Origin of the sequence: Methylotuvimicrobium alcaliphilum 20Z (genome assembly GCF_000968535.2) — a bacterium.
Taxonomy (GTDB): Bacteria; Pseudomonadota; Gammaproteobacteria; order Methylococcales; family Methylomonadaceae; genus Methylotuvimicrobium; species Methylotuvimicrobium alcaliphilum.
In genome coordinates this window covers 831,413-848,374 of sequence record NC_016112.1, presented here as the reverse complement: position 1 = coordinate 848,374, position 16,962 = coordinate 831,413, and the positions used below count along the sequence as shown (strand labels likewise).

Genomic DNA, 16,962 nt, shown 5'->3' with positions numbered 1-16,962 from the left:
GACGATGCCTGTATATCCGAGAGAAGAACTGGAAGAAATGGTCGAACGCTGGCTTCAAGCCAACCGGGACGCCGAAAAAGAAGGCAATTGGCCCAAACACCTCGGCCCGATGTATACCGACGACGCCGAGTACCGTTGGAATATCGGCCCGAATGAAGAATTCGTCGCGCGCAACCGTAAAGAAATCGAAGAATGGGCATTAGGCGTACAAATGGAAGGCTTCGAAGAATGGCGTTATCCTTATCACCGCATCCTGATCGACGAAAAAATCGGTGAAGTGATAGGCTTATGGACCCAAGTCTCTCCTGCTTTGCGCGAAGACGGAACGCATTATCAAGTCGAAGGTATCGGCGGCTCATGGTTTCGTTACGGCGGCAATTATCAATGGGAATGGCAACGCGACTTTTTCGACTTGGGCAATGTGAAAGCCTTGTTCTTCGAACTGGCCGCCGACGGCAAACTCGATCCCGCCGTCAAACGAAAAATCGGCAAACTGGCCAAAGGCCAGTTGTTACCGGGTCATGAGCGCCCGCGTAAACCACCCAGCTTCGGAAAAAAACTGAAAGGCTTTTTGGCGATGGTGCGAATCGCGTTGTTCAATCGATGAAACCTTAGAAACTCGCGCGAAGGCGCAGGGATTTTCGCTAGTGCCCGCTAAGTAAGTCGGGTTAGGCGATAGCCGTAACCCGGCTTGACGTTGGCTATCTGTCGGGTTACGCATACGCTAACCCGACCTACGCAACTATAAACTCAACGCTTCAGCTAATATTCACACTTGAAACCTATAATTGCGCGAGCTTATGAACCAACGATACCGAAAATAGCTACCCACGAAATCCTAAATAGTTTCGCAATTTTACGGATATCGTAGACAAACTGCTTTTTTTCGGTCCATCGCTCATTTTCAAATTTGTAATAACAATAAAAAACCATGTTGACTGTAAAACCCGCTTGGAAAAAATGGCGTCTATTGAATGACCATGGACGGCATATCTGGGCATTCAAGCCCGTCTCCGATCAAATCGATCAACATCTGCACAATGCCGAAACGGTCTCGGACGAGGAAATCGTACAATTTGCCGAAGATTTCCGCTTCGATTCGTCGATCAATCCGAATTCCGCCGACCAGGTCTACCGGCATTGCGCAATCAACAATCAATTTCAGCCTTTCGACGGTCTCTTACCGCAAGCAAAAAGCGCCGAAGATCAAGCCGTTATCGACTCTCTCGTTAAGGGCATAAACTATTTTTCATACTTACAATGCGAGGACGGGCATTGGCCGGGCGATTACGGCGGCCCGCTATTTCTTCTGCCCGGCTTATTGATTGCTTCCTATATCAGCGGCACGCCATTCCCTAAGGCACACCGCGAAATGATGAAACTTTATATTTTCAATCATCAGAACCCTGATGCGGGCTGGGGCATGCATATCGAAGGCGAGTCGACGATGTTCGGCACGGTCATGCAATATGTTTCGCTGCGCATTCTCGGCGTCGATAAAGAGCATCCGACCATCGTCAAGGCCCGGAACTGGATCAAAAACAACGGCGGGGCAGCCGGCGTTCCTTCCTGGGGCAAGTTTTACCTGGCGGTGATGAATCTTTACGACTGGCGAGGCTTCAACAGCCTGTTTCCGGAAATGTGGCTGCTGCCGAAATGGCTGCCGATGCATCCGTCGCGCTACTGGTGCCATTGCCGAATGGTGTACCTGCCGATGGCCTATTGCCAGGCGCACCGTATTCAAGCCCCCGAAGACGAGCTGGTACTATCCTTGAGAGAAGAACTCTATGAAAACTTCGACTCGATAGACTGGCCGAAACAACGCGATGCCGTATGCGACAAAGACCGCTACTATAAGCCGTCGGGTGTGCTTAAATGGATGAATTTGTTCACGAACACTTACGAAAAATTCGCTAGCTCCCGGCTCAGAAAAAAAACGACCAATTACATTCTCAAATACCTCGACGCCGAAGATCAACAAACTCAGTACATTGATATCGGCCCGGTCAGCAAGGCGATCAATTCGATCTGTATTTGGCATGCTTACGGCAAGGATTCCGACCGATTTAAACGCCATGTGGAACGCTGGTACGATTATTTATGGGTTGCCGAGGACGGCATGAAAATGAATGGTTACAATGGTTCGCAACTTTGGGATACGGCGCTGGCGACCCGGGCTATTTTGGAAAGCGACTTGGGCAAACGATTTCCGAAAACCATCGAAAGAAGCTATCGCTTCATCGAACGCTCGCAAATCAAGTCCGAACACTCGACGCATGCCGAGTTTTTCCGCCACCCGATGATCGGCAGTTGGCCGTTTTCGACAGCAGACAACGGCTGGCCGGTGTCGGATTGCACCGCGGAAGGCTTAAGCGCGGCTTTGTCCATACACCGTTCCGGTCTGGTTGAAGCGGTTATCGACGAGCAGCGGATGAAACAAGCTATCGACATCATTCTGTCTTATCAAAATACGAATGGCGGCTGGTCGACTTATGAATTAACGCGCGCGCCTCGCTGGTTGGAAAAACTCAACCCTTCTGAAGTATTTGCCGATATAATGATTGACTATTCCTGGACGGAATGCAGCGCCGCTTGCCTAATTTCGCTGATTGAGAGTCAAGAAGATTATCCGGCCTATAAAAACGATGAAATAAGCAAAGCCATAAGCGCAGGGCTCGGTTTTATAATTAAGCAACAAAAGGCCGATGGTTCCTGGTATGGCGGATGGGCCGTTTGCTTTACCTATGCGACTTGGTTTGCCGTAGAGACGCTGAGCAAGGCACTCAATAAAGGTTATTTCGATGATACGGTTTTAGCCGACAGCATCAACAAAGCTTGCGCTTTTTTAGTTGGCAAACAAAAAGCCGATGGCGGTTGGGGGGAAAGTTTCAAATCGTGTTCCGACTTGGTTTATACCGAAGCCGCGACTTCACAATCGGTCAATACCGCCTGGGCACTATTGGCGTTGCTGTCAGGCAATTTTCAAGATAAATCGGTTATCGACAAAGGTATCCGCGTTTTATTGAACAAACAAACCGAGCTAGGCGACTGGCATCAAGAAAACATTTCCGGCGTATTTAACTATAATTGCATGATCACTTATGCGAATTATCGGAATATTTTCCCTATTTGGGCGCTGAACCGATATTGTAGGATCTATAATTTAAGGATGTTAGAAAAATGATGATGCGTATCAAGTAACTAAAGATGGAACCAAATTTCGACATTTGCATTATCGGCGCGGGCATGGCAGGCGCGACAATCGCCGCTTATCTTGCGCCCAAGGGTATCAACATCGCGTTGATCGATCACTGCTACAAAGAGAAAAAACGAATTGTCGGCGAGCTGTTACAGCCCGGGGCCGTATTATCGCTGGAGCAATTAGGTCTCGGGCATTTATTAGACGGCATCGACGCACAACCGGTCGAAGGCTATGCGCTGCTGCAAGGCAATGAACAAACGACCATACCTTATCCATCGCCCAGTCACGGCATGGGTTTACATAACGGCCGCTTTCTGCAACAAATCAGAGCCTCGGCCTTACAAAACTCATCGGTGACACAAATTCAAGGTAAAGCCTTGAGCTTATTGGAAAACGAGCAAAACGAAATCATCGGCGTGAATTACCGCGATTCGGTTTCGAACGAAATCAAATCTATTTATGCGCCGTTAACTATTACCAGCGACGGTTTTTTTTCTAATTTTAGAGAGCTTCTCAGCAACAACGAAAAAACCGTTACCTCCTACTTTATCGGTTTGATTTTAAAAGACTGCGAAACCCCTGTGCCCAAGCATGGCCATGTGTTTTTGTCGGGGCCGACACCGTTCATTTGTTATCCCATTTCCAGTAATGAAGTCAGACTTTTAATCGACTTTCCAGGCGGCCAATTTCCCAGAAAGGCATTCCTGCAGGCGCATTTAGAAACGAATGTAACGCCTTACATTCCCGAAGGCATGCAGACAAGCTACCGACACGCCCTGCAAGAAGACCGGCTTAAGGTCATGCCCAATCACTACATGGCGGCCAAGCCGAAAATACGTAAAGGCGCGGTCATGCTCGGCGATGCGTTGAACATGCGTCACCCTTTAACCGGCGGCGGCTTAACGGCGGTATTTTCGGACATAGAAATATTGAGCGGGCATTTATTGGCTATGCCCGATTTCAAAAACACCGATTTGATCTATCAAAAAATTGAAGCCTATTACCGCGACCGGCAATATGCCAACGCCAACCTTAACATTCTTGCTAACGCGCTTTATGGGGTCATGTCGAACGAATTACTCAAAAATGCGGTATTCAAATACCTGCAACGTGGCGGAGTAAACGCGAAAGAATCGATTGCGATATTGGCCGGCCTAAACAAAAATCATTATTCCTTGATGAAGCAATTCTTTTTTGTCGCGCTTTTCGGCGCTTATACCTTAGTGCGCGAAAATATTAGCAACCTGCCCAAGGCCACTAAAATATTATCGGATGCGTTGACCATTATTAAGCCTCTGGCTAAAAACGAGCTGTCACTAGTGGGGATTTTTAGCGATTATTTCAAGCGTTAAGGATTTTCCGATAAATAACTTCTTGAAGTTTTGAGCTTTGTCGAAGTAATTATTCAGCCCCCCTGCATTTAAAAAAGCTGGAGCTTCTCGTACCGCATTCCCAAGCAAAGAGCTTGGGAACGAGCAAATATCCCCTTGAGATACTTGAAGAACTTAATGCGCTTAATGATTAAATTGCCAAGCTTAGTTTCACACTATTTAACGTTTACGCCAGCATTGAGACCGATCGCTTGAGTGCTCGCCAGATAGGCTTCCATAATGCGGGTCGGGTCGTCGATTAGACGTTGTTTCCAATCGCCGAGCTTGATTCGGCTTTGAATCAACCCCCTTAAAACGCCGACATGCTGCGTCAAGCCGACTGCGGTGGCGCCAATCAAACGGTCATCTTGAAATTGCAAATTGAGATAGCGGTATCGATCCGGATTGTAGCGCTCGACCGAACTCCCCTGCTCTACCCCCATCCAAAGACCGAACGAACAGGCAATCAAACCCATCGTATCGAGTACGTTCATGTTAATGCTGCCCTGATGCAAAACTTCGCGGCCGCCGGCCATGTTTTTTGCAGCCAATAAACCATGATCGACTGCGGTCGGCTGAATCGCTTGTACGGTATATTCGCCGGTCGAAAAATCCAGGCCTTGCGCCGCATCACCTGCAGCATAAATGCCGGTTATGTTGGTCTCTAAATGCCGATCGACCAGGATACCGTGCTCGGTTGCAACTCCGCTTCCTTCCAAAAAATCGATATTGGCTTTAACGCCGGCCGCCGAAACGACAAAATCGGCAGACAGCGTTTCGCCGGTGTCGAGCTTCACCCGTAAGCCGTTTCGTTCCGGTTCGAAAGCGGTGATCTTCGTACCGGTATGAATCGCAACGCCTTTTTCGAGACACCATTGCTTGATCAAACCTCCGGCTTTTTCGTTCATCATGCGCGGCACCATACGCTCGCCCATTTCGACGACGATCAACTGTGCTCCGCTTTTAACCAGCGCTTCCAAAATGATGCAACCGATAAAACCCGCCCCCATTAGCACGATTCTGGCTCCCGGTTTCAATCGTTCGGCGATTTTGCGGCCGTCGGCTAGCGTCCAGCAATTATAAATGCCGGGCAAATCGATGCCCGGAATCGGGGGTTTAATCGGCCTTGAACCGCTTGCGATCAATAGCTTATCGAATGCTATCGTTTCGCCATTGGCCAGTTGTAAACACTTGCCCGGACCGTCTATTTTTTCGACTCGTTGACGACTTATGTCGATAGACAAGCGTTCGAAATGATCCGTCGATTTTCTTAAATAGGTGCCGTTTTCGTCGACCTGACCGATCAAATAATACGGCAAGGCCATGCGCGAATAAGGCGTTTCCGGCTCTTCGCCGAATATGGTAATTCGCGCACCGGCATCCAGTTTTCTCAATTGTTCGGCTGCGTTGATACCGGCCGGCCCCGCGCCGATGATGACATAATGCATAGTGCCTCCTACACCGACAGCCGCGACAAGGTTTCGGCTTTCGGTATGCCGTCTGCCGTCCAGCCGCGCAATTGGTAATATTCGGGGAGCATTTTGGCCAAGTCGTTGACCTTGCCTTTAGCCGGCCCCGTTTTGGCGGCTTCTTTTAACAAACGCTCGGGCAAATTGTCGTCGGCGCCGGTGAGGCCCGCATCCAAATTAAATTTTCGCTCCAAATTCCAGATGCGCTCGCCGGTTTCGAGCAAGCTATCGACGGTCCAGTCGCCGTCGCAGGCTGCGGCGATCTGTGGCGCGATATCGGCCATCGTCCATGAGAAGGTCGAAAACACGCACAATCCGGCTGAGTCCACCGCTGCGGTCGCATCCTGAAAGGCTTTCACCAAGGCGGCTTTGCCGTCGGTAATCAAGGGGTCGGTCTTTTCCGGCAAACCCATGATTTCCGATGAAACCGTATAACCTCTTAAATGACAGGCGCCGCGATTCGAGGTCGCATAGGCCAGCCCCATGCCTTGAATGCCGCGCGGGTCGTATGCCGGAAACTCCTGGCCCTTGACCGTCATCGACAATTCGGGACGCCCGTATTTTTCGCATAAGCGTTTCGAGCCGAGACCGATTTCGCGTCCGAAGCCTTCGCCTTTAGCAGTCAACTCGGTCAATTTAACCAGCGCTTCGGCCGAACCGAATTTCAATTCGATGCCACCGGTCTGTTCAATCGTGATCGCTCCGGATTCGTATAACTCCATCGCCGCTGCGATCGTCGAACCGAGCGAAATCGGATCCATGCCGTCTTCGTTGCATAAGAAATTGACATAGGTCAGCGCATCGAGATCGTCGACGCCGGTATCCGACCCCAATGCCCAGGCCGCCTCGTATTCCAAACCGCCCGATGCGCCCCGGTATTGCGGTTTGTTTGTGATCGTAAAATGGCCGCCGGCTATCGTCGAAATGCGTCCGCACGCGATCGTGCAGCCGAAGCAGGCGGCATTCGTGACCAGATTCGGTTTGCCGTCCGAAGGGCGCGGATCGTGCATCGCTTCGGCGGAAATCTTCGCGGCGCCTTCGAATTGCACGTCCTTGAAATTTCGGGTAGGCATCGCGCCGACTTCGTTGATGACATTCATCAAGACTTGCGTACCGTAAGTCGGCAAGCCTTCGGCAGTCACAGGCCCCTCAGCCAGTACTTTTTTACCGGCATTGACTGCTTGCATAAAGGCAACCGGGTCTTTGATATTGCCGACGCCTCGCGTGCCGCGAACAGCGACGGCCTTGAGATTTTTCGCTGCCATCACGGTGCCGACGCCTGAACGCCCGGCAGCTCGGTGTAAATCATTGATGATCCCTGAAAACAAACAACCTTGTTCGGCGGAACGACCAACCGCCGCGATCCGCAATAAGGGATCTTGATGACGATTATGCAGCCATTCGTCGGCCTGCCAAACCGACTGACCCCAGATTTCGTCAGCCGGCAGCAATTGAGCCTTTTCGTTTTCCAAATACAAATAAACCGGAGAAGAAGCCTTGCCTTCGAAGATAATCATATCCCAGCCGGCGTTTTTGAATTCCATGCCGATAAAACCGCCGGAATTCGAGCAGGCGACCGTACCGGTCAACGGGCTTTTGGTGATAACCGAATAGCGCCCGGCGGTCGATGCCGGCGTGCCGGTCAGAGGCCCTGTTGCCATAATCAATTTATTGTCCGGCGATAGAGCATCGATTTTGGGGTCGATTTCTTCGGTTAGATATTTAGTCGCCAGGCCTCGCTGGCCTAAATAGCTCAGCGCCCAGTCTTTGTTAAGCGGTTCTTTGCTGCAGGTACGTTCGGTCAAATTGACGCGTAGTACGTTTCCGGTCCAGGCCATGACAATCTCCTATAGCGATTTAATCGATTGTGCGGCATGAGCGCGCATTCTTTGATAGCCGGTTTGTTCGGCATCGACATAAGTGATTGCCGAGGTCGGACAGGCTTTGGCACATTCCGGATCACCGCCGCACAAGTCGCATTTGGCGACTTTGCCGGTTTCGACTTGATAGTTGATGGTACCAAACGGACAGGCGATCGTGCATACTTTGCAACCGACGCATTGCTCGACGGCAACCTCTTTTGCACCGGTCGTTAAGTTGACCGTGATGGCCTCGACCGGGCAAGTATGCAGACACCAGGCTTCGGCACATTGCGTGCAGGTATAAGGTGCAAAACGGCCTTCATGATGAAATGTGAAGACTTTGATGCGGGACTTGGAAGGATTAAAAACCCCTTCATGATGATACGAACAGGCCAGTTCGCATTGCAGGCAACCGGTACATTTTTCCGGCTCTATCTGAAGTGACTTTAGCATTCGAATACTCCTACCGCCTAAAAAAGGTTTATCCTAATAAAGAGCAGTTGACATGTGTTGTAAACCGTTCGTGCTGAGCCAAGTCGAAGCCTGAAGGGTCTACAACACTATCACCGGTTTGATGAAGCCTCAAACTACCGTTCACCCTTCGACAGGCTCAGGGCGAACAGTAGTTTGAGACTCTCAACTGCTCTTTTTAGGTTTATAGTCGAACTCAAGTGTAAAATAAAAACCGTAAAAAGTACCCTACTGATTCATTTTTGGTTCATCGGTTTGCGTTAGCTTTAATTTCAATCCTCTGTTTCGATGAGTATTTATGAAAAAATTTGTTTTGCTGCTGGGGTTCTTTTTGTTCGCCTTAGCCCCCGAAGCCTTTGCTTTCCGCTGCGGACAACGGATCGTCCAAACCGGCGACCATATCAGCGATGTTCGCATGAAATGCGGCGAACCCGACTATGCCGATAAGCGTTTGGGCGTTTCGGGCAGTCGTTTTCGTTTTCCGCAAGGCACGCTCGACATATCCGAATATCAGCAAATTACGATCGACGAATGGATCTACAACTTCGGCCCGAGAAGGCTCAAGCAACAGCTGATTTTCGAAAACGGCGTATTGATGGAAATTCGTAGCATCGGTTACGGCAATTGACTCGCAGGAACCTTTCCGACCGACGTAAAGCGTGTCAATTTAATCCTCGGGCGACATTTCAGCTCAATCCGACAGATCGACGAAGCCGTGCAAACCGCGTTTCGATTTGACCGCCAACCATTCTTTCAATTCTTTAAGCTCATCGGTTTTTTCCAAATCGTCGAGACTTTTTTTGGTTCGAAGCCGGCGAAACGCCGTTTCGAGCACCTTGTAACGTTCTCCGGTAATCCCGGCGCGCCTGAGACCGATCGTATTCAATCGATAATGTTTAGCCGGACGACCGCCGATCAACATAAACGGAATCACATCCATGTTGAGCCCGGTCGTGCCTTGTACGATGGCGTAAGAACCGACCCGGCAGAACTGATGCACGACCACGCCGCCACCCATGAATACTTTACGCCCGATTTCAACATGGCCGCCGATCGCGACATTGTTGGCGAAAATCGTGTTATCCCCGATCGAGCAATCGTGCGCAACATGGCTATTGTTCATGAAATAACAGCCCGAACCGATGCGCGTCGCGCCGTTTTCCTTGGTCGCCCGATGAGCGGTAAAGCCCTCCCTAAATTGATTGCCATTACCGATTTCGAGCCACGTTACAGTTTCGGCATTGAACCCTAAGTCTTGCGGTAGACCTCCGAGCACGGCATGCGGATGCACTATATTGCCTTCGCCCATTTTGACATAACGTTGCACGACTGCATGCGGGCCGATTTGACACCGCGCGCCGATTTCGACATCGCTTTCAATGACCGCGAAGGGCCCTATCGTGACGTCTTCGCCTAATTTTACGTTTTCTGCAATGCAGGCTGTCGGATGAATGTTTTGCGCCATCTTGGCTTATCCTCTCGGGTGAAATTTTGCGTGGAGATCTTTCAGTCGTTCGCGCGCGATGTGCGTGTAAATTTGCGTCGTCGATAAATCGGAATGGCCCAACAGCAATTGCACGACGCGCAAATCGGCGCCATGATTCAGCAAATGCGTCGCAAAGGCATGCCGAAGCGTATGCGGCGACAGTTCCTTAACGATGCAGGCTTCTTTTGCGCGGCGTTTGATGATATGCCAAAACGCCTGCCTTGTCATGCCGTCGCCTCGATTCGTCACGAATAAAAAAGCGCTTTGCCGCTCGCCGAGAATCGCCGGTCGTATCGTTTGCAGATAACCTTCAAGCCATTCCATCGCCTCTTCGCCGAACGGCACCAAGCGCTCTTTATTGCCTTTGCCGGTAATCTTGACGACGCCTTGCCGAAGGCTGACCTGCTCCAAACGCAAACCGACCAATTCGGAAACCCTGAGTCCCGTCGCATAGAGCATTTCGAACATCGTTCTGTCGCGGTAACCTAAGGGGTTCGAGGTTTCGGGCGCCTTAAGTAAGGCTTCGACATCGTTTTCCGATAATGAAGACGGCAATTTTCTGCCGATATAAGGCATATCGATCAATGCGGTCGGATCGACGCTGATCCGATTCTCCCGAATCTGATAAGCATAAAAACGCCGCAATGTCGACAGTAACCGGGCACTTGAACGGCTACCGATGCCTTGATTGTATCTGAAGGCCAGAAATCGAGAAATATCGTCTCCTCCCACTTCCAACAGCGAGATGTTCTTGAGCCACTGCGCGAAAATAGTTAAATCGCTACCATAGGCAGACAAGGTATTGTTGCTAACGCCTTGCTCGGCCCACAACGCATCAAGGAACTGGTCGATCAAATCGCTGGGGTTCATTGATTAAACGAAGCCTCGAAAGCCAATAATTGGAGTTTAACAGCCATCGACTCGCCTTGTGTTTGTCCCGAGTAGCCGCCGGGGCCGGTTACTGAAACAACCCGATGGCACGGCACAATCAACGGATAATCGTTTCTCCGACATGCGCCGCCGACCGCTCTCGGCGCGGAATCTAAGACTTTAGCCAAATCCTTATAAGTCAACGTCGTCCCGAACGGAATCCTGAGTAATGCGTCTTGAACGGTTTGCACGAATGGGCTGCCGCGCCGTAACAGTTTTAGTTCCACAATAGCATTAGGCTCTCGCCAATAATTTTCAACCGGATCGAAGCTTTGTTTATCGTCGTTATCGAGGCTGGAGACCATGACTGGCCCACCGGGCAACCAATCGATACCGCAAATCACCTCGCCGCACCGCTGTACCGACAGTTTTCCGGCAGGCGTTTGGAGTATTCGAATATTTTTGGCACCCTGGCACTCGCTGACCCAGTGAACGATGAAAGGCATATCGCGCTCCCATTCTTAAAAAGAATTGTCGTATCGATTAACTGTCTGTAAAAAGTGATTGAACCACGAAATACTCGAAAGTCACGAAAATTTTCAACAGTTTATAGTTACCATGGTACGCGCAGCGTACCCTACAATTTATGAATAGCGATGAGCGGTCCTCCGTGGGAACCCATACTTTAGCTGCCGGTATGCTGCGCGTGGAAACAAGGAAATCCAGGTTTTTCCGGCAATAAAAAAGGCAGCCTTGGCTGCCTTTTTTATTGCCGGAACGAAGCAAAATCTCGACTTAAATTTTTTCTTTAATACGAGCAGCTTTACCGGTCAAGTTCCGCAGATAATACAGCTTGGCGCGACGTACATCACCGCGGCGTTTAACTTTGATATCGCTGATAATAGGGCTGTGCGTTTGAAAAACCCGCTCGACGCCTTCGCCGTGAGAAATTTTTCTAACAGTAAACGCAGAGTTCAGTCCACGATTGCGTTTTGCAATCACGATGCCCTCAAAAGCCTGAATTCTTTCGCGATCGCCTTCCTTTACCTTAACATTGACGACTACAGTATCGCCCGCGCCAAATTCAGGAATATCATTTCTTAATTGTTCTTTTTCCAATACATCAATAATATTGCTCATCACCACACCTTAATTAAACCAATTCCACAATAAACTCTTGCAGCAGTTCGTATTCCACATCACTCAACTGCTTGTTTTTTAATAATTCAGGACGCCTCTGCCAAGTTCGCCCCAACGCTTGCTTAAGCCGCCAGCGCTCGATATCCGCATGATTACCGCTAAGCAGAACTTCCGGGACGACTCGGCCTTCGATATTTTCCGGCCGTGTAAAATGCGGATAATCCAGTAAGCCATCCATATGCGAATCTTGAAGGGCCGAGTTCTCATCACCGAGCACGCCAGGCAATAAACGCGAGATCCCATCGACAACGATCAATGCAGCTAACTCGCCGCCGCTGATAACATAATCGCCCAGGGACCATTCTTCATCGCAAACCGTTTCGATAAAACGCTCGTCGATACCTTCGTAACGCCCGGCAACTAATATTAATTGCTCACAATGAACCGATTCATTCAACAAGCTTTGCGTAATGGGCATGCCTTGCGGGCTTAAATAAACGACTTTTGCATGATTGCCAAAGCCATTCTCTTTCGCTTCGCTAACCGCGTCAAAAAGCGGTTGATACTTCATGACCATACCGGGGCCGCCGCCATAAGGACGATCGTCGACTGTCCGATGCTTGTCGCGAGTATAATCCCGAGGATTCCATGCCTTCAAACGGACTACACCGTTGTCTATCGCCTTACCGGTAACGCCGTATCTCGACGCGGCCTCGACCATCTCGGGAAACAGCGTAATAACATCGAAGCGCATCGCTTGTCGACTAAAAGTCAGGATCCCAATCGACCGTCAAGCATTTGCCATCCAAATCGACCTCCAGGACTGTCTGTCCCATTACAAACGGAATCAAGCGCTCTCGATCTCCGCTCACCACCAAAACATCATTGGCGCCGGTTTCAAACAAGTGATCGATCATCCCCAATTTCACACCCGATTTTGTGATGACATTGAGACCGACAAGGTCAGCCCAATAGTATTCATCTTTTGCAAGTGTAGGCAACTGATCGCGTTCGATATAAATTTCCCAACCAATCAAACTTTCCGCAACATCTCGATCGTCGACAGTTTCAAGATGGGCGACTACATTTTTACCTTGTCGCTGCCCTTCTTTAAGTTTAAGAGACTTAATCTCCCCGTTTTTTCTTAGCTGCCACGCCGAATAGGACAAAATATTTTCCCGCGGTTCGGTGTAAGAAAAAATTTTGACCCAGCCTTTTAAGCCAAAAACGCCGGAAATTTCCCCGACAAGGATATACTGCCGATCGGTCAAATTTTAAGCTACGGCTTTCTTAGCGGTTTTAATCAAACTGGCAACACGATCCGATGGCTGAGCACCTTGACCTTGCCAATAAGCAACACGCTCAATATCTAATTGTAGCTTTTGCTCATTACCACGCGCTAATGGGTTAAAAAAACCGACGCGTTCGATATAGCGTCCGTCACGACCACATCTGCTATCAGCGACAACGACTTGATAAAAAGGGCGATTTTTCGCGCCGCCTCTGGAAAGACGAATGGTTACCATCTAAAATCCTCAAAAAACATTAATCAAAAATTTAATCGACCTATTTTACGCATTTTTTTGCATAAGTGAAGGATAATTTACATTCTCATGCCGCGCATGTTGCTTTGCATACCGCGCATCATATTGGCCATGTTGCCTTTTTTGAATCGCTTCATCATTTTTTCCATCATTTTGTGTTGCTTTAAAACACGATTGACGTCTTGCAATTCTTGGCCGCAACCGACCGCGATACGCTTTTTACGATTACCTTTAATCAAGTCCGGATACCGGCGCTCCTGCATCGTCATTGAATTAATGACGGCAATTTGACGCGCCAGTTCTTTATCGTTGACCTTATCTTTCATTCCCTGCGGCACTTGATTCATACCGGGCAGCTTTTCCATCAACGAGCCGACACCGCCCATGCTTTGCATTTGCAGCAGTTGCTCGCGTAAATCCTCTAGATCGAAGGTCTTGCCTTTCTGAATTTTTTTCGCCAGCTTCTCGGCTTTTTGCTTATCGATTTTTTGTTCGATCTCTTCGATCAAACCGAGCACATCGCCCATACCCAGAATACGTGACGCGACACGATCGGGATAAAACGGCTCCAATGCATCGGTTTTTTCGCCGACACCGATAAATTTGATCGGCTTACCGGTAATATGGCGAATCGACAACGCCGCACCACCGCGCGCATCGCCGTCGGCCTTGGTCAAAATAACACCGGTCAGCGGCAAAGCATCATGGAACGCTTTTGCCGTATTGGCGGCATCCTGGCCGGTCATGCTATCGACGACAAACAAGGTCTCGACCGGATCGATCGCGGCATGCAACGCTTTGATTTCACCCATCATTTCATCATCGATATGCAGTCGACCCGCGGTATCGACGATCAACACATCGAGAAATTTCTTTTTCGCCGCATCCAAAGCATTATTGACAATATCGATCGGCTTTTGCGAAGCGTCGCTGGCAAAAAAGTCCAACGACAAATCGTCCGCCAGCGTTTGCAATTGTTTAATCGCGGCCGGGCGATAAATATCGGCACTGACCACACCGACTTTTTTCTTATGCTTTTCCTTCAGAAAACGGCCTAATTTTGCCGCCGTGGTCGTCTTACCGGCGCCTTGCAGGCCAGCCATTAAAATAACAGCGGGAGGATTGGCTTTAAGATTAAGCCCTTCATTCTCCTCGCCCATAACCTTGATCAGCTCCGACTGAACCAGCTTGATCATCGCTTGTCCCGGCGTCAAACTGGTTTGCACTTGCTGTCCGAGTGCCCCCTCCCTAACGCGCTCAATGAACTCGGTTACCACAGGTAACGCGACATCGGCTTCAAGCAACGCCATGCGGACTTCGCGCAACGTGTCTTTGATATTGGTTTCAGTCAGACGACCCTGACCTTTAATCGTTTTAAGCGTACTGCTTAGGCGGTCGGTTAAATTATCAAACATATCGGCATCTTTTATTTATGATTCAAACGGATGTTCGCTAACGCAAATCGGTTAGAACTATTCAGTTGGATAGTTTAACATAACCCTTTAAGATCACCTTTCGATTATTCCTTATCTCTCGCCAACGCGACCATGAACATAACAGCCATAGGTATCTTTTCCATTTTGGGTTATTTAGCCGCAACCGGCTTTTTGATTCGAGAAACCGTTACCGAGAATACACAAAAACCTTCGATTTACTTAGGTTGGCTCGGCGCATCCGCCCATGGAGTCTACACCTTAGTCATCATCGAACGACAAAGCGGACTGAATTTCGGCTTTTTTGATACGGCGTCGCTGGTATCCATGCTGGTCGCCTTGTTAATTCTTTTCGCCACCTTCGATAAACCGGTGGAAAAACTAGGCATTGCGGTATTTCCGACGGCCGCGATACTGCTCGGCTTGGATATGCTCTTCCCCTTTCAAGCCCAGACAAGCTTGCGCTACGACTGGCCGATGAGCATACACATCCTAACCTCGATTTCGGCCTTTAGCCTATTGAATGTCGCGGCTTTACAAGCCATGCTTTTGGCCATTCAAGACCGGCAACTTCGTAGCCACCAGCCTAAACGCGTCATTCGATCCCTGCCGCCTCTACAGGCAATGGAGTCGTTATTGTTTCAAATGATCGGAGCAGGCCTTTTTTTCCTAACCATTTCGCTGGTCAGCGGAGCCTTGTTTATCGACGATTTATTTGCTCAACATTTAGTACATAAAACCGTACTATCGATCGTCGCCTGGATCATATTTTCCGGCTTATTGTTGGGCAGAATCCGATACGGATGGCGCGGCCAGATCGCCATCCGCTGGACACTAGTAGGCTTTGTGCTGCTGCTGCTGGCTTATTTCGGCAGTAAGTTGGTTTTAGAGATTATTCTGCAAAAGCACTAACCTTCAGAGCCTGAATACCGAACAATTTATTTGCCATGCGTCAATATTTTGCCACCCACCCGGAACCCCACTCAATTACAACCATAAATATCTGATAAATAAATTATTTATTAACATGGCATAACAATCGCTTATTCCAAAATGACTTCTTAAATTTCGTTTTCATTTTGGAGAATCGCTATGTCAGGCATGGTAATCAATACGAACACCGCTTCCATCAATAGTCAGCGCATGCTGAACAAAACCAACGAAGGACTACAAACCTCGATGGAACGACTATCTTCGGGCCTACGCGTCAACAGCGCAAAGGACGACGCGGCGGGACTCGCCATCGCGAACCGTATGACGTCGCAAATCCGCGGAATGACAGTTGCCACAAGAAATGCCAATGACGGCATCTCGATGGCCCAAACCGCGGAAGCCGGAATGGGAGTATTGACCGAAACATTGCAACGGATGCGCGACCTCGCAGTCCAAGCGGCTAATGATGGCGCTGTTTCAGAAGATGACAGGGAAAAATTACACGCCGAATTCCAACAACTCAACCAAGAATTGACTCGAATTGTCGAAAACACCGAGTTCAACGGTAAAAAAATCTTGGACGGCGACTTGTCGGGGGGAGTGAACTTTCAAGTTGGCGCGAATGTCGACGCAAACAATCAAATTTCAGTCACTGTAACGGGCCTAAAAATCACTCTAACCAGTGTTACTGGCGCAGTAATTACCGGCACAGACGCATCAAACGCGCTAAATGCGATCAGCGCAATAGACAATGCCATTAAATCGATCGACACATCTCGAGCCGAGCTAGGCGCCATTCAAAATCGCTTCACGACCACAATTGCTAATTTGCAATCGTCAATTGAAAATCAATCTGCCGCCCGCTCCCGTATCATCGACGCCGATTTCGCCGCCGAAACTGCCGCTCTTAGCAGAAATCAAATACTGCAACAAGCCGGCACCGCCATGCTTGCGCAAGCAAATCAATCGAAACAATCAGTACTTCAATTACTGCAATAAGCACCTATACTGTACCCGTCGCACTCAAATTTCGGTATGACTCCCTTTATACTCAAAAAATGGCTAACTTTAGGACGGTATGGGGTGTCGCTAGCGAAACGGGGAACGCTGCCGCCAAGCCCCATGGAGGGGTTCACTGCGTCCTTTGACGGACACTCCGGCGCCCCGAAATTTGACTAGCCA

At 49.3% G+C, this 16,962-nt stretch carries 17 protein-coding genes; 6 read left to right on the top strand and 11 right to left on the bottom strand.

Annotated features, from left to right (window positions below):
• Positions 1–4: 4 nt before the first annotated feature.
• The 3 genes from MEALZ_RS03720 to MEALZ_RS03710 all read left to right on the top strand — a co-directional run bounded on the left by MEALZ_RS03720 (position 5) and on the right by MEALZ_RS03710 (position 4,554).
• Complete coding sequence (locus MEALZ_RS03720) at positions 5–607, top strand: hypothetical protein (protein WP_014147268.1); 603 nt, start codon at positions 5–7, stop codon at positions 605–607.
• A gap of 324 nt (positions 608–931) precedes the next feature.
• Positions 932–3,184, top strand: coding sequence for a terpene cyclase/mutase family protein (locus tag MEALZ_RS03715; RefSeq protein WP_014147267.1), 2,253 nt, complete (start codon positions 932–934; stop codon positions 3,182–3,184).
• Positions 3,185–3,207: 23 nt separating this feature from the next.
• On the top strand, positions 3,208–4,554 hold the full coding sequence (locus tag MEALZ_RS03710) for an FAD-dependent monooxygenase (RefSeq protein WP_014147266.1): 1,347 nt from the start codon (positions 3,208–3,210) through the stop codon (positions 4,552–4,554).
• A 194-nt stretch (positions 4,555–4,748) separates the two neighbouring features.
• Here MEALZ_RS03710 and MEALZ_RS03705 read toward each other — a convergent pair whose 3' ends face one another.
• From MEALZ_RS03705 to MEALZ_RS03695, 3 genes are read right to left on the bottom strand one after another with little or no spacing between them, the layout of a single operon-like run.
• Positions 4,749–6,020 (bottom strand): NAD(P)/FAD-dependent oxidoreductase, encoded by a 1,272-nt coding sequence (locus MEALZ_RS03705; protein ID WP_014147265.1) that lies wholly within the window; start codon positions 6,018–6,020, stop codon positions 4,749–4,751.
• 8 nt (positions 6,021–6,028) lie between these two features.
• A complete protein-coding gene (locus MEALZ_RS03700; protein ID WP_014147264.1) occupies positions 6,029–7,879 on the bottom strand; it encodes an aldehyde ferredoxin oxidoreductase family protein in 1,851 nt (616 codons plus the stop codon).
• 9 nt (positions 7,880–7,888) lie between these two features.
• Positions 7,889–8,356: a 4Fe-4S dicluster domain-containing protein gene (locus MEALZ_RS03695; RefSeq protein ID WP_014147263.1), complete on the bottom strand. Its 468-nt coding sequence runs from the start codon at positions 8,354–8,356 to the stop codon at positions 7,889–7,891.
• Between the two features lie 316 nt (positions 8,357–8,672).
• Between MEALZ_RS03695 and MEALZ_RS03690 the strand changes: the two genes are divergently transcribed.
• Complete coding sequence (locus MEALZ_RS03690; RefSeq protein ID WP_014147262.1) at positions 8,673–9,002, top strand: DUF2845 domain-containing protein; 330 nt, start codon at positions 8,673–8,675, stop codon at positions 9,000–9,002.
• Between the two features lie 63 nt (positions 9,003–9,065).
• On the opposite strand, the gene lpxA is transcribed toward MEALZ_RS03690, so the two are convergent.
• The 8 genes from lpxA to ffh form a co-directional block, all read right to left on the bottom strand.
• Complete coding sequence (gene lpxA / locus MEALZ_RS03685) at positions 9,066–9,839, bottom strand: acyl-ACP--UDP-N-acetylglucosamine O-acyltransferase (protein WP_014147261.1); 774 nt, start codon at positions 9,837–9,839, stop codon at positions 9,066–9,068.
• A gap of 6 nt (positions 9,840–9,845) precedes the next feature.
• On the bottom strand, positions 9,846–10,730 hold the full coding sequence (gene xerD, locus MEALZ_RS03680; protein ID WP_014147260.1) for a site-specific tyrosine recombinase XerD: 885 nt from the start codon (positions 10,728–10,730) through the stop codon (positions 9,846–9,848).
• Complete coding sequence (locus MEALZ_RS03675) at positions 10,727–11,236, bottom strand: methylated-DNA--[protein]-cysteine S-methyltransferase (RefSeq protein ID WP_014147259.1); 510 nt, start codon at positions 11,234–11,236, stop codon at positions 10,727–10,729. The genes xerD and MEALZ_RS03675 overlap by 4 nt, the downstream gene beginning before the upstream one ends.
• A 289-nt stretch (positions 11,237–11,525) precedes the next feature.
• Positions 11,526–11,870: a 50S ribosomal protein L19 gene (rplS, locus tag MEALZ_RS03670; RefSeq protein ID WP_014147258.1), complete on the bottom strand. Its 345-nt coding sequence runs from the start codon at positions 11,868–11,870 to the stop codon at positions 11,526–11,528.
• Between the two features lie 13 nt (positions 11,871–11,883).
• On the bottom strand, positions 11,884–12,624 hold the full coding sequence (gene trmD, locus MEALZ_RS03665) for a tRNA (guanosine(37)-N1)-methyltransferase TrmD (protein WP_014147257.1): 741 nt from the start codon (positions 12,622–12,624) through the stop codon (positions 11,884–11,886).
• A gap of 10 nt (positions 12,625–12,634) precedes the next feature.
• Positions 12,635–13,141, bottom strand: coding sequence for a ribosome maturation factor RimM (rimM, locus tag MEALZ_RS03660; protein WP_014147256.1), 507 nt, complete (start codon positions 13,139–13,141; stop codon positions 12,635–12,637).
• 3 nt (positions 13,142–13,144) lie between these two features.
• The gene (gene rpsP, locus MEALZ_RS03655) at positions 13,145–13,396 is read right to left on the bottom strand and encodes a 30S ribosomal protein S16 (protein WP_014147255.1); all 252 of its coding nucleotides are present in this window, start codon (positions 13,394–13,396) and stop codon (positions 13,145–13,147) included.
• Between the two features lie 77 nt (positions 13,397–13,473).
• Entirely contained in the window at positions 13,474–14,829 is a 1,356-nt protein-coding gene (gene ffh / locus MEALZ_RS03650) for a signal recognition particle protein (protein WP_014147254.1), read from the bottom strand.
• Between the two features lie 132 nt (positions 14,830–14,961).
• Between ffh and MEALZ_RS03645 the strand changes: the two genes are divergently transcribed.
• On the top strand, positions 14,962–15,759 hold the full coding sequence (locus MEALZ_RS03645) for a cytochrome C assembly family protein (protein WP_014147253.1): 798 nt from the start codon (positions 14,962–14,964) through the stop codon (positions 15,757–15,759).
• A gap of 189 nt (positions 15,760–15,948) precedes the next feature.
• Entirely contained in the window at positions 15,949–16,779 is an 831-nt protein-coding gene (locus MEALZ_RS03640) for a flagellin N-terminal helical domain-containing protein (protein ID WP_046061347.1), read from the top strand.
• The last annotated feature ends 183 nt before the right edge of the window (positions 16,780–16,962 follow it).

Bases quoted from the DNA above. Each gene is read 5' to 3' on its own strand.
- MEALZ_RS03720 (WP_014147268.1), top strand. From the start codon at position 5: ATGCCTGTATATCCGAGAGAAGAACTGGAAGAAATGGTCGAACGCTGG.
- MEALZ_RS03715 (WP_014147267.1), top strand. From the start codon at position 932: ATGTTGACTGTAAAACCCGCTTGGAAAAAATGGCGTCTATTGAATGAC.
- MEALZ_RS03710 (WP_014147266.1), top strand. From the start codon at position 3,208: ATGGAACCAAATTTCGACATTTGCATTATCGGCGCGGGCATGGCAGGC.
- MEALZ_RS03705 (WP_014147265.1), bottom strand. From the start codon at position 6,020: ATGCATTATGTCATCATCGGCGCGGGGCCGGCCGGTATCAACGCAGCC.
- MEALZ_RS03700 (WP_014147264.1), bottom strand. From the start codon at position 7,879: ATGGCCTGGACCGGAAACGTACTACGCGTCAATTTGACCGAACGTACC.
- MEALZ_RS03695 (WP_014147263.1), bottom strand. From the start codon at position 8,356: ATGCTAAAGTCACTTCAGATAGAGCCGGAAAAATGTACCGGTTGCCTG.
- MEALZ_RS03690 (WP_014147262.1), top strand. From the start codon at position 8,673: ATGAAAAAATTTGTTTTGCTGCTGGGGTTCTTTTTGTTCGCCTTAGCC.
- lpxA (WP_014147261.1), bottom strand. From the start codon at position 9,839: ATGGCGCAAAACATTCATCCGACAGCCTGCATTGCAGAAAACGTAAAA.
- xerD (WP_014147260.1), bottom strand. From the start codon at position 10,730: ATGAACCCCAGCGATTTGATCGACCAGTTCCTTGATGCGTTGTGGGCC.
- MEALZ_RS03675 (WP_014147259.1), bottom strand. From the start codon at position 11,236: ATGCCTTTCATCGTTCACTGGGTCAGCGAGTGCCAGGGTGCCAAAAAT.
- rplS (WP_014147258.1), bottom strand. From the start codon at position 11,870: ATGAGCAATATTATTGATGTATTGGAAAAAGAACAATTAAGAAATGAT.
- trmD (WP_014147257.1), bottom strand. From the start codon at position 12,624: ATGCGCTTCGATGTTATTACGCTGTTTCCCGAGATGGTCGAGGCCGCG.
- rpsP (WP_014147255.1), bottom strand. From the start codon at position 13,396: ATGGTAACCATTCGTCTTTCCAGAGGCGGCGCGAAAAATCGCCCTTTT.
- ffh (WP_014147254.1), bottom strand. From the start codon at position 14,829: ATGTTTGATAATTTAACCGACCGCCTAAGCAGTACGCTTAAAACGATT.
- MEALZ_RS03645 (WP_014147253.1), top strand. From the start codon at position 14,962: ATGAACATAACAGCCATAGGTATCTTTTCCATTTTGGGTTATTTAGCC.
- MEALZ_RS03640 (WP_046061347.1), top strand. From the start codon at position 15,949: ATGGTAATCAATACGAACACCGCTTCCATCAATAGTCAGCGCATGCTG.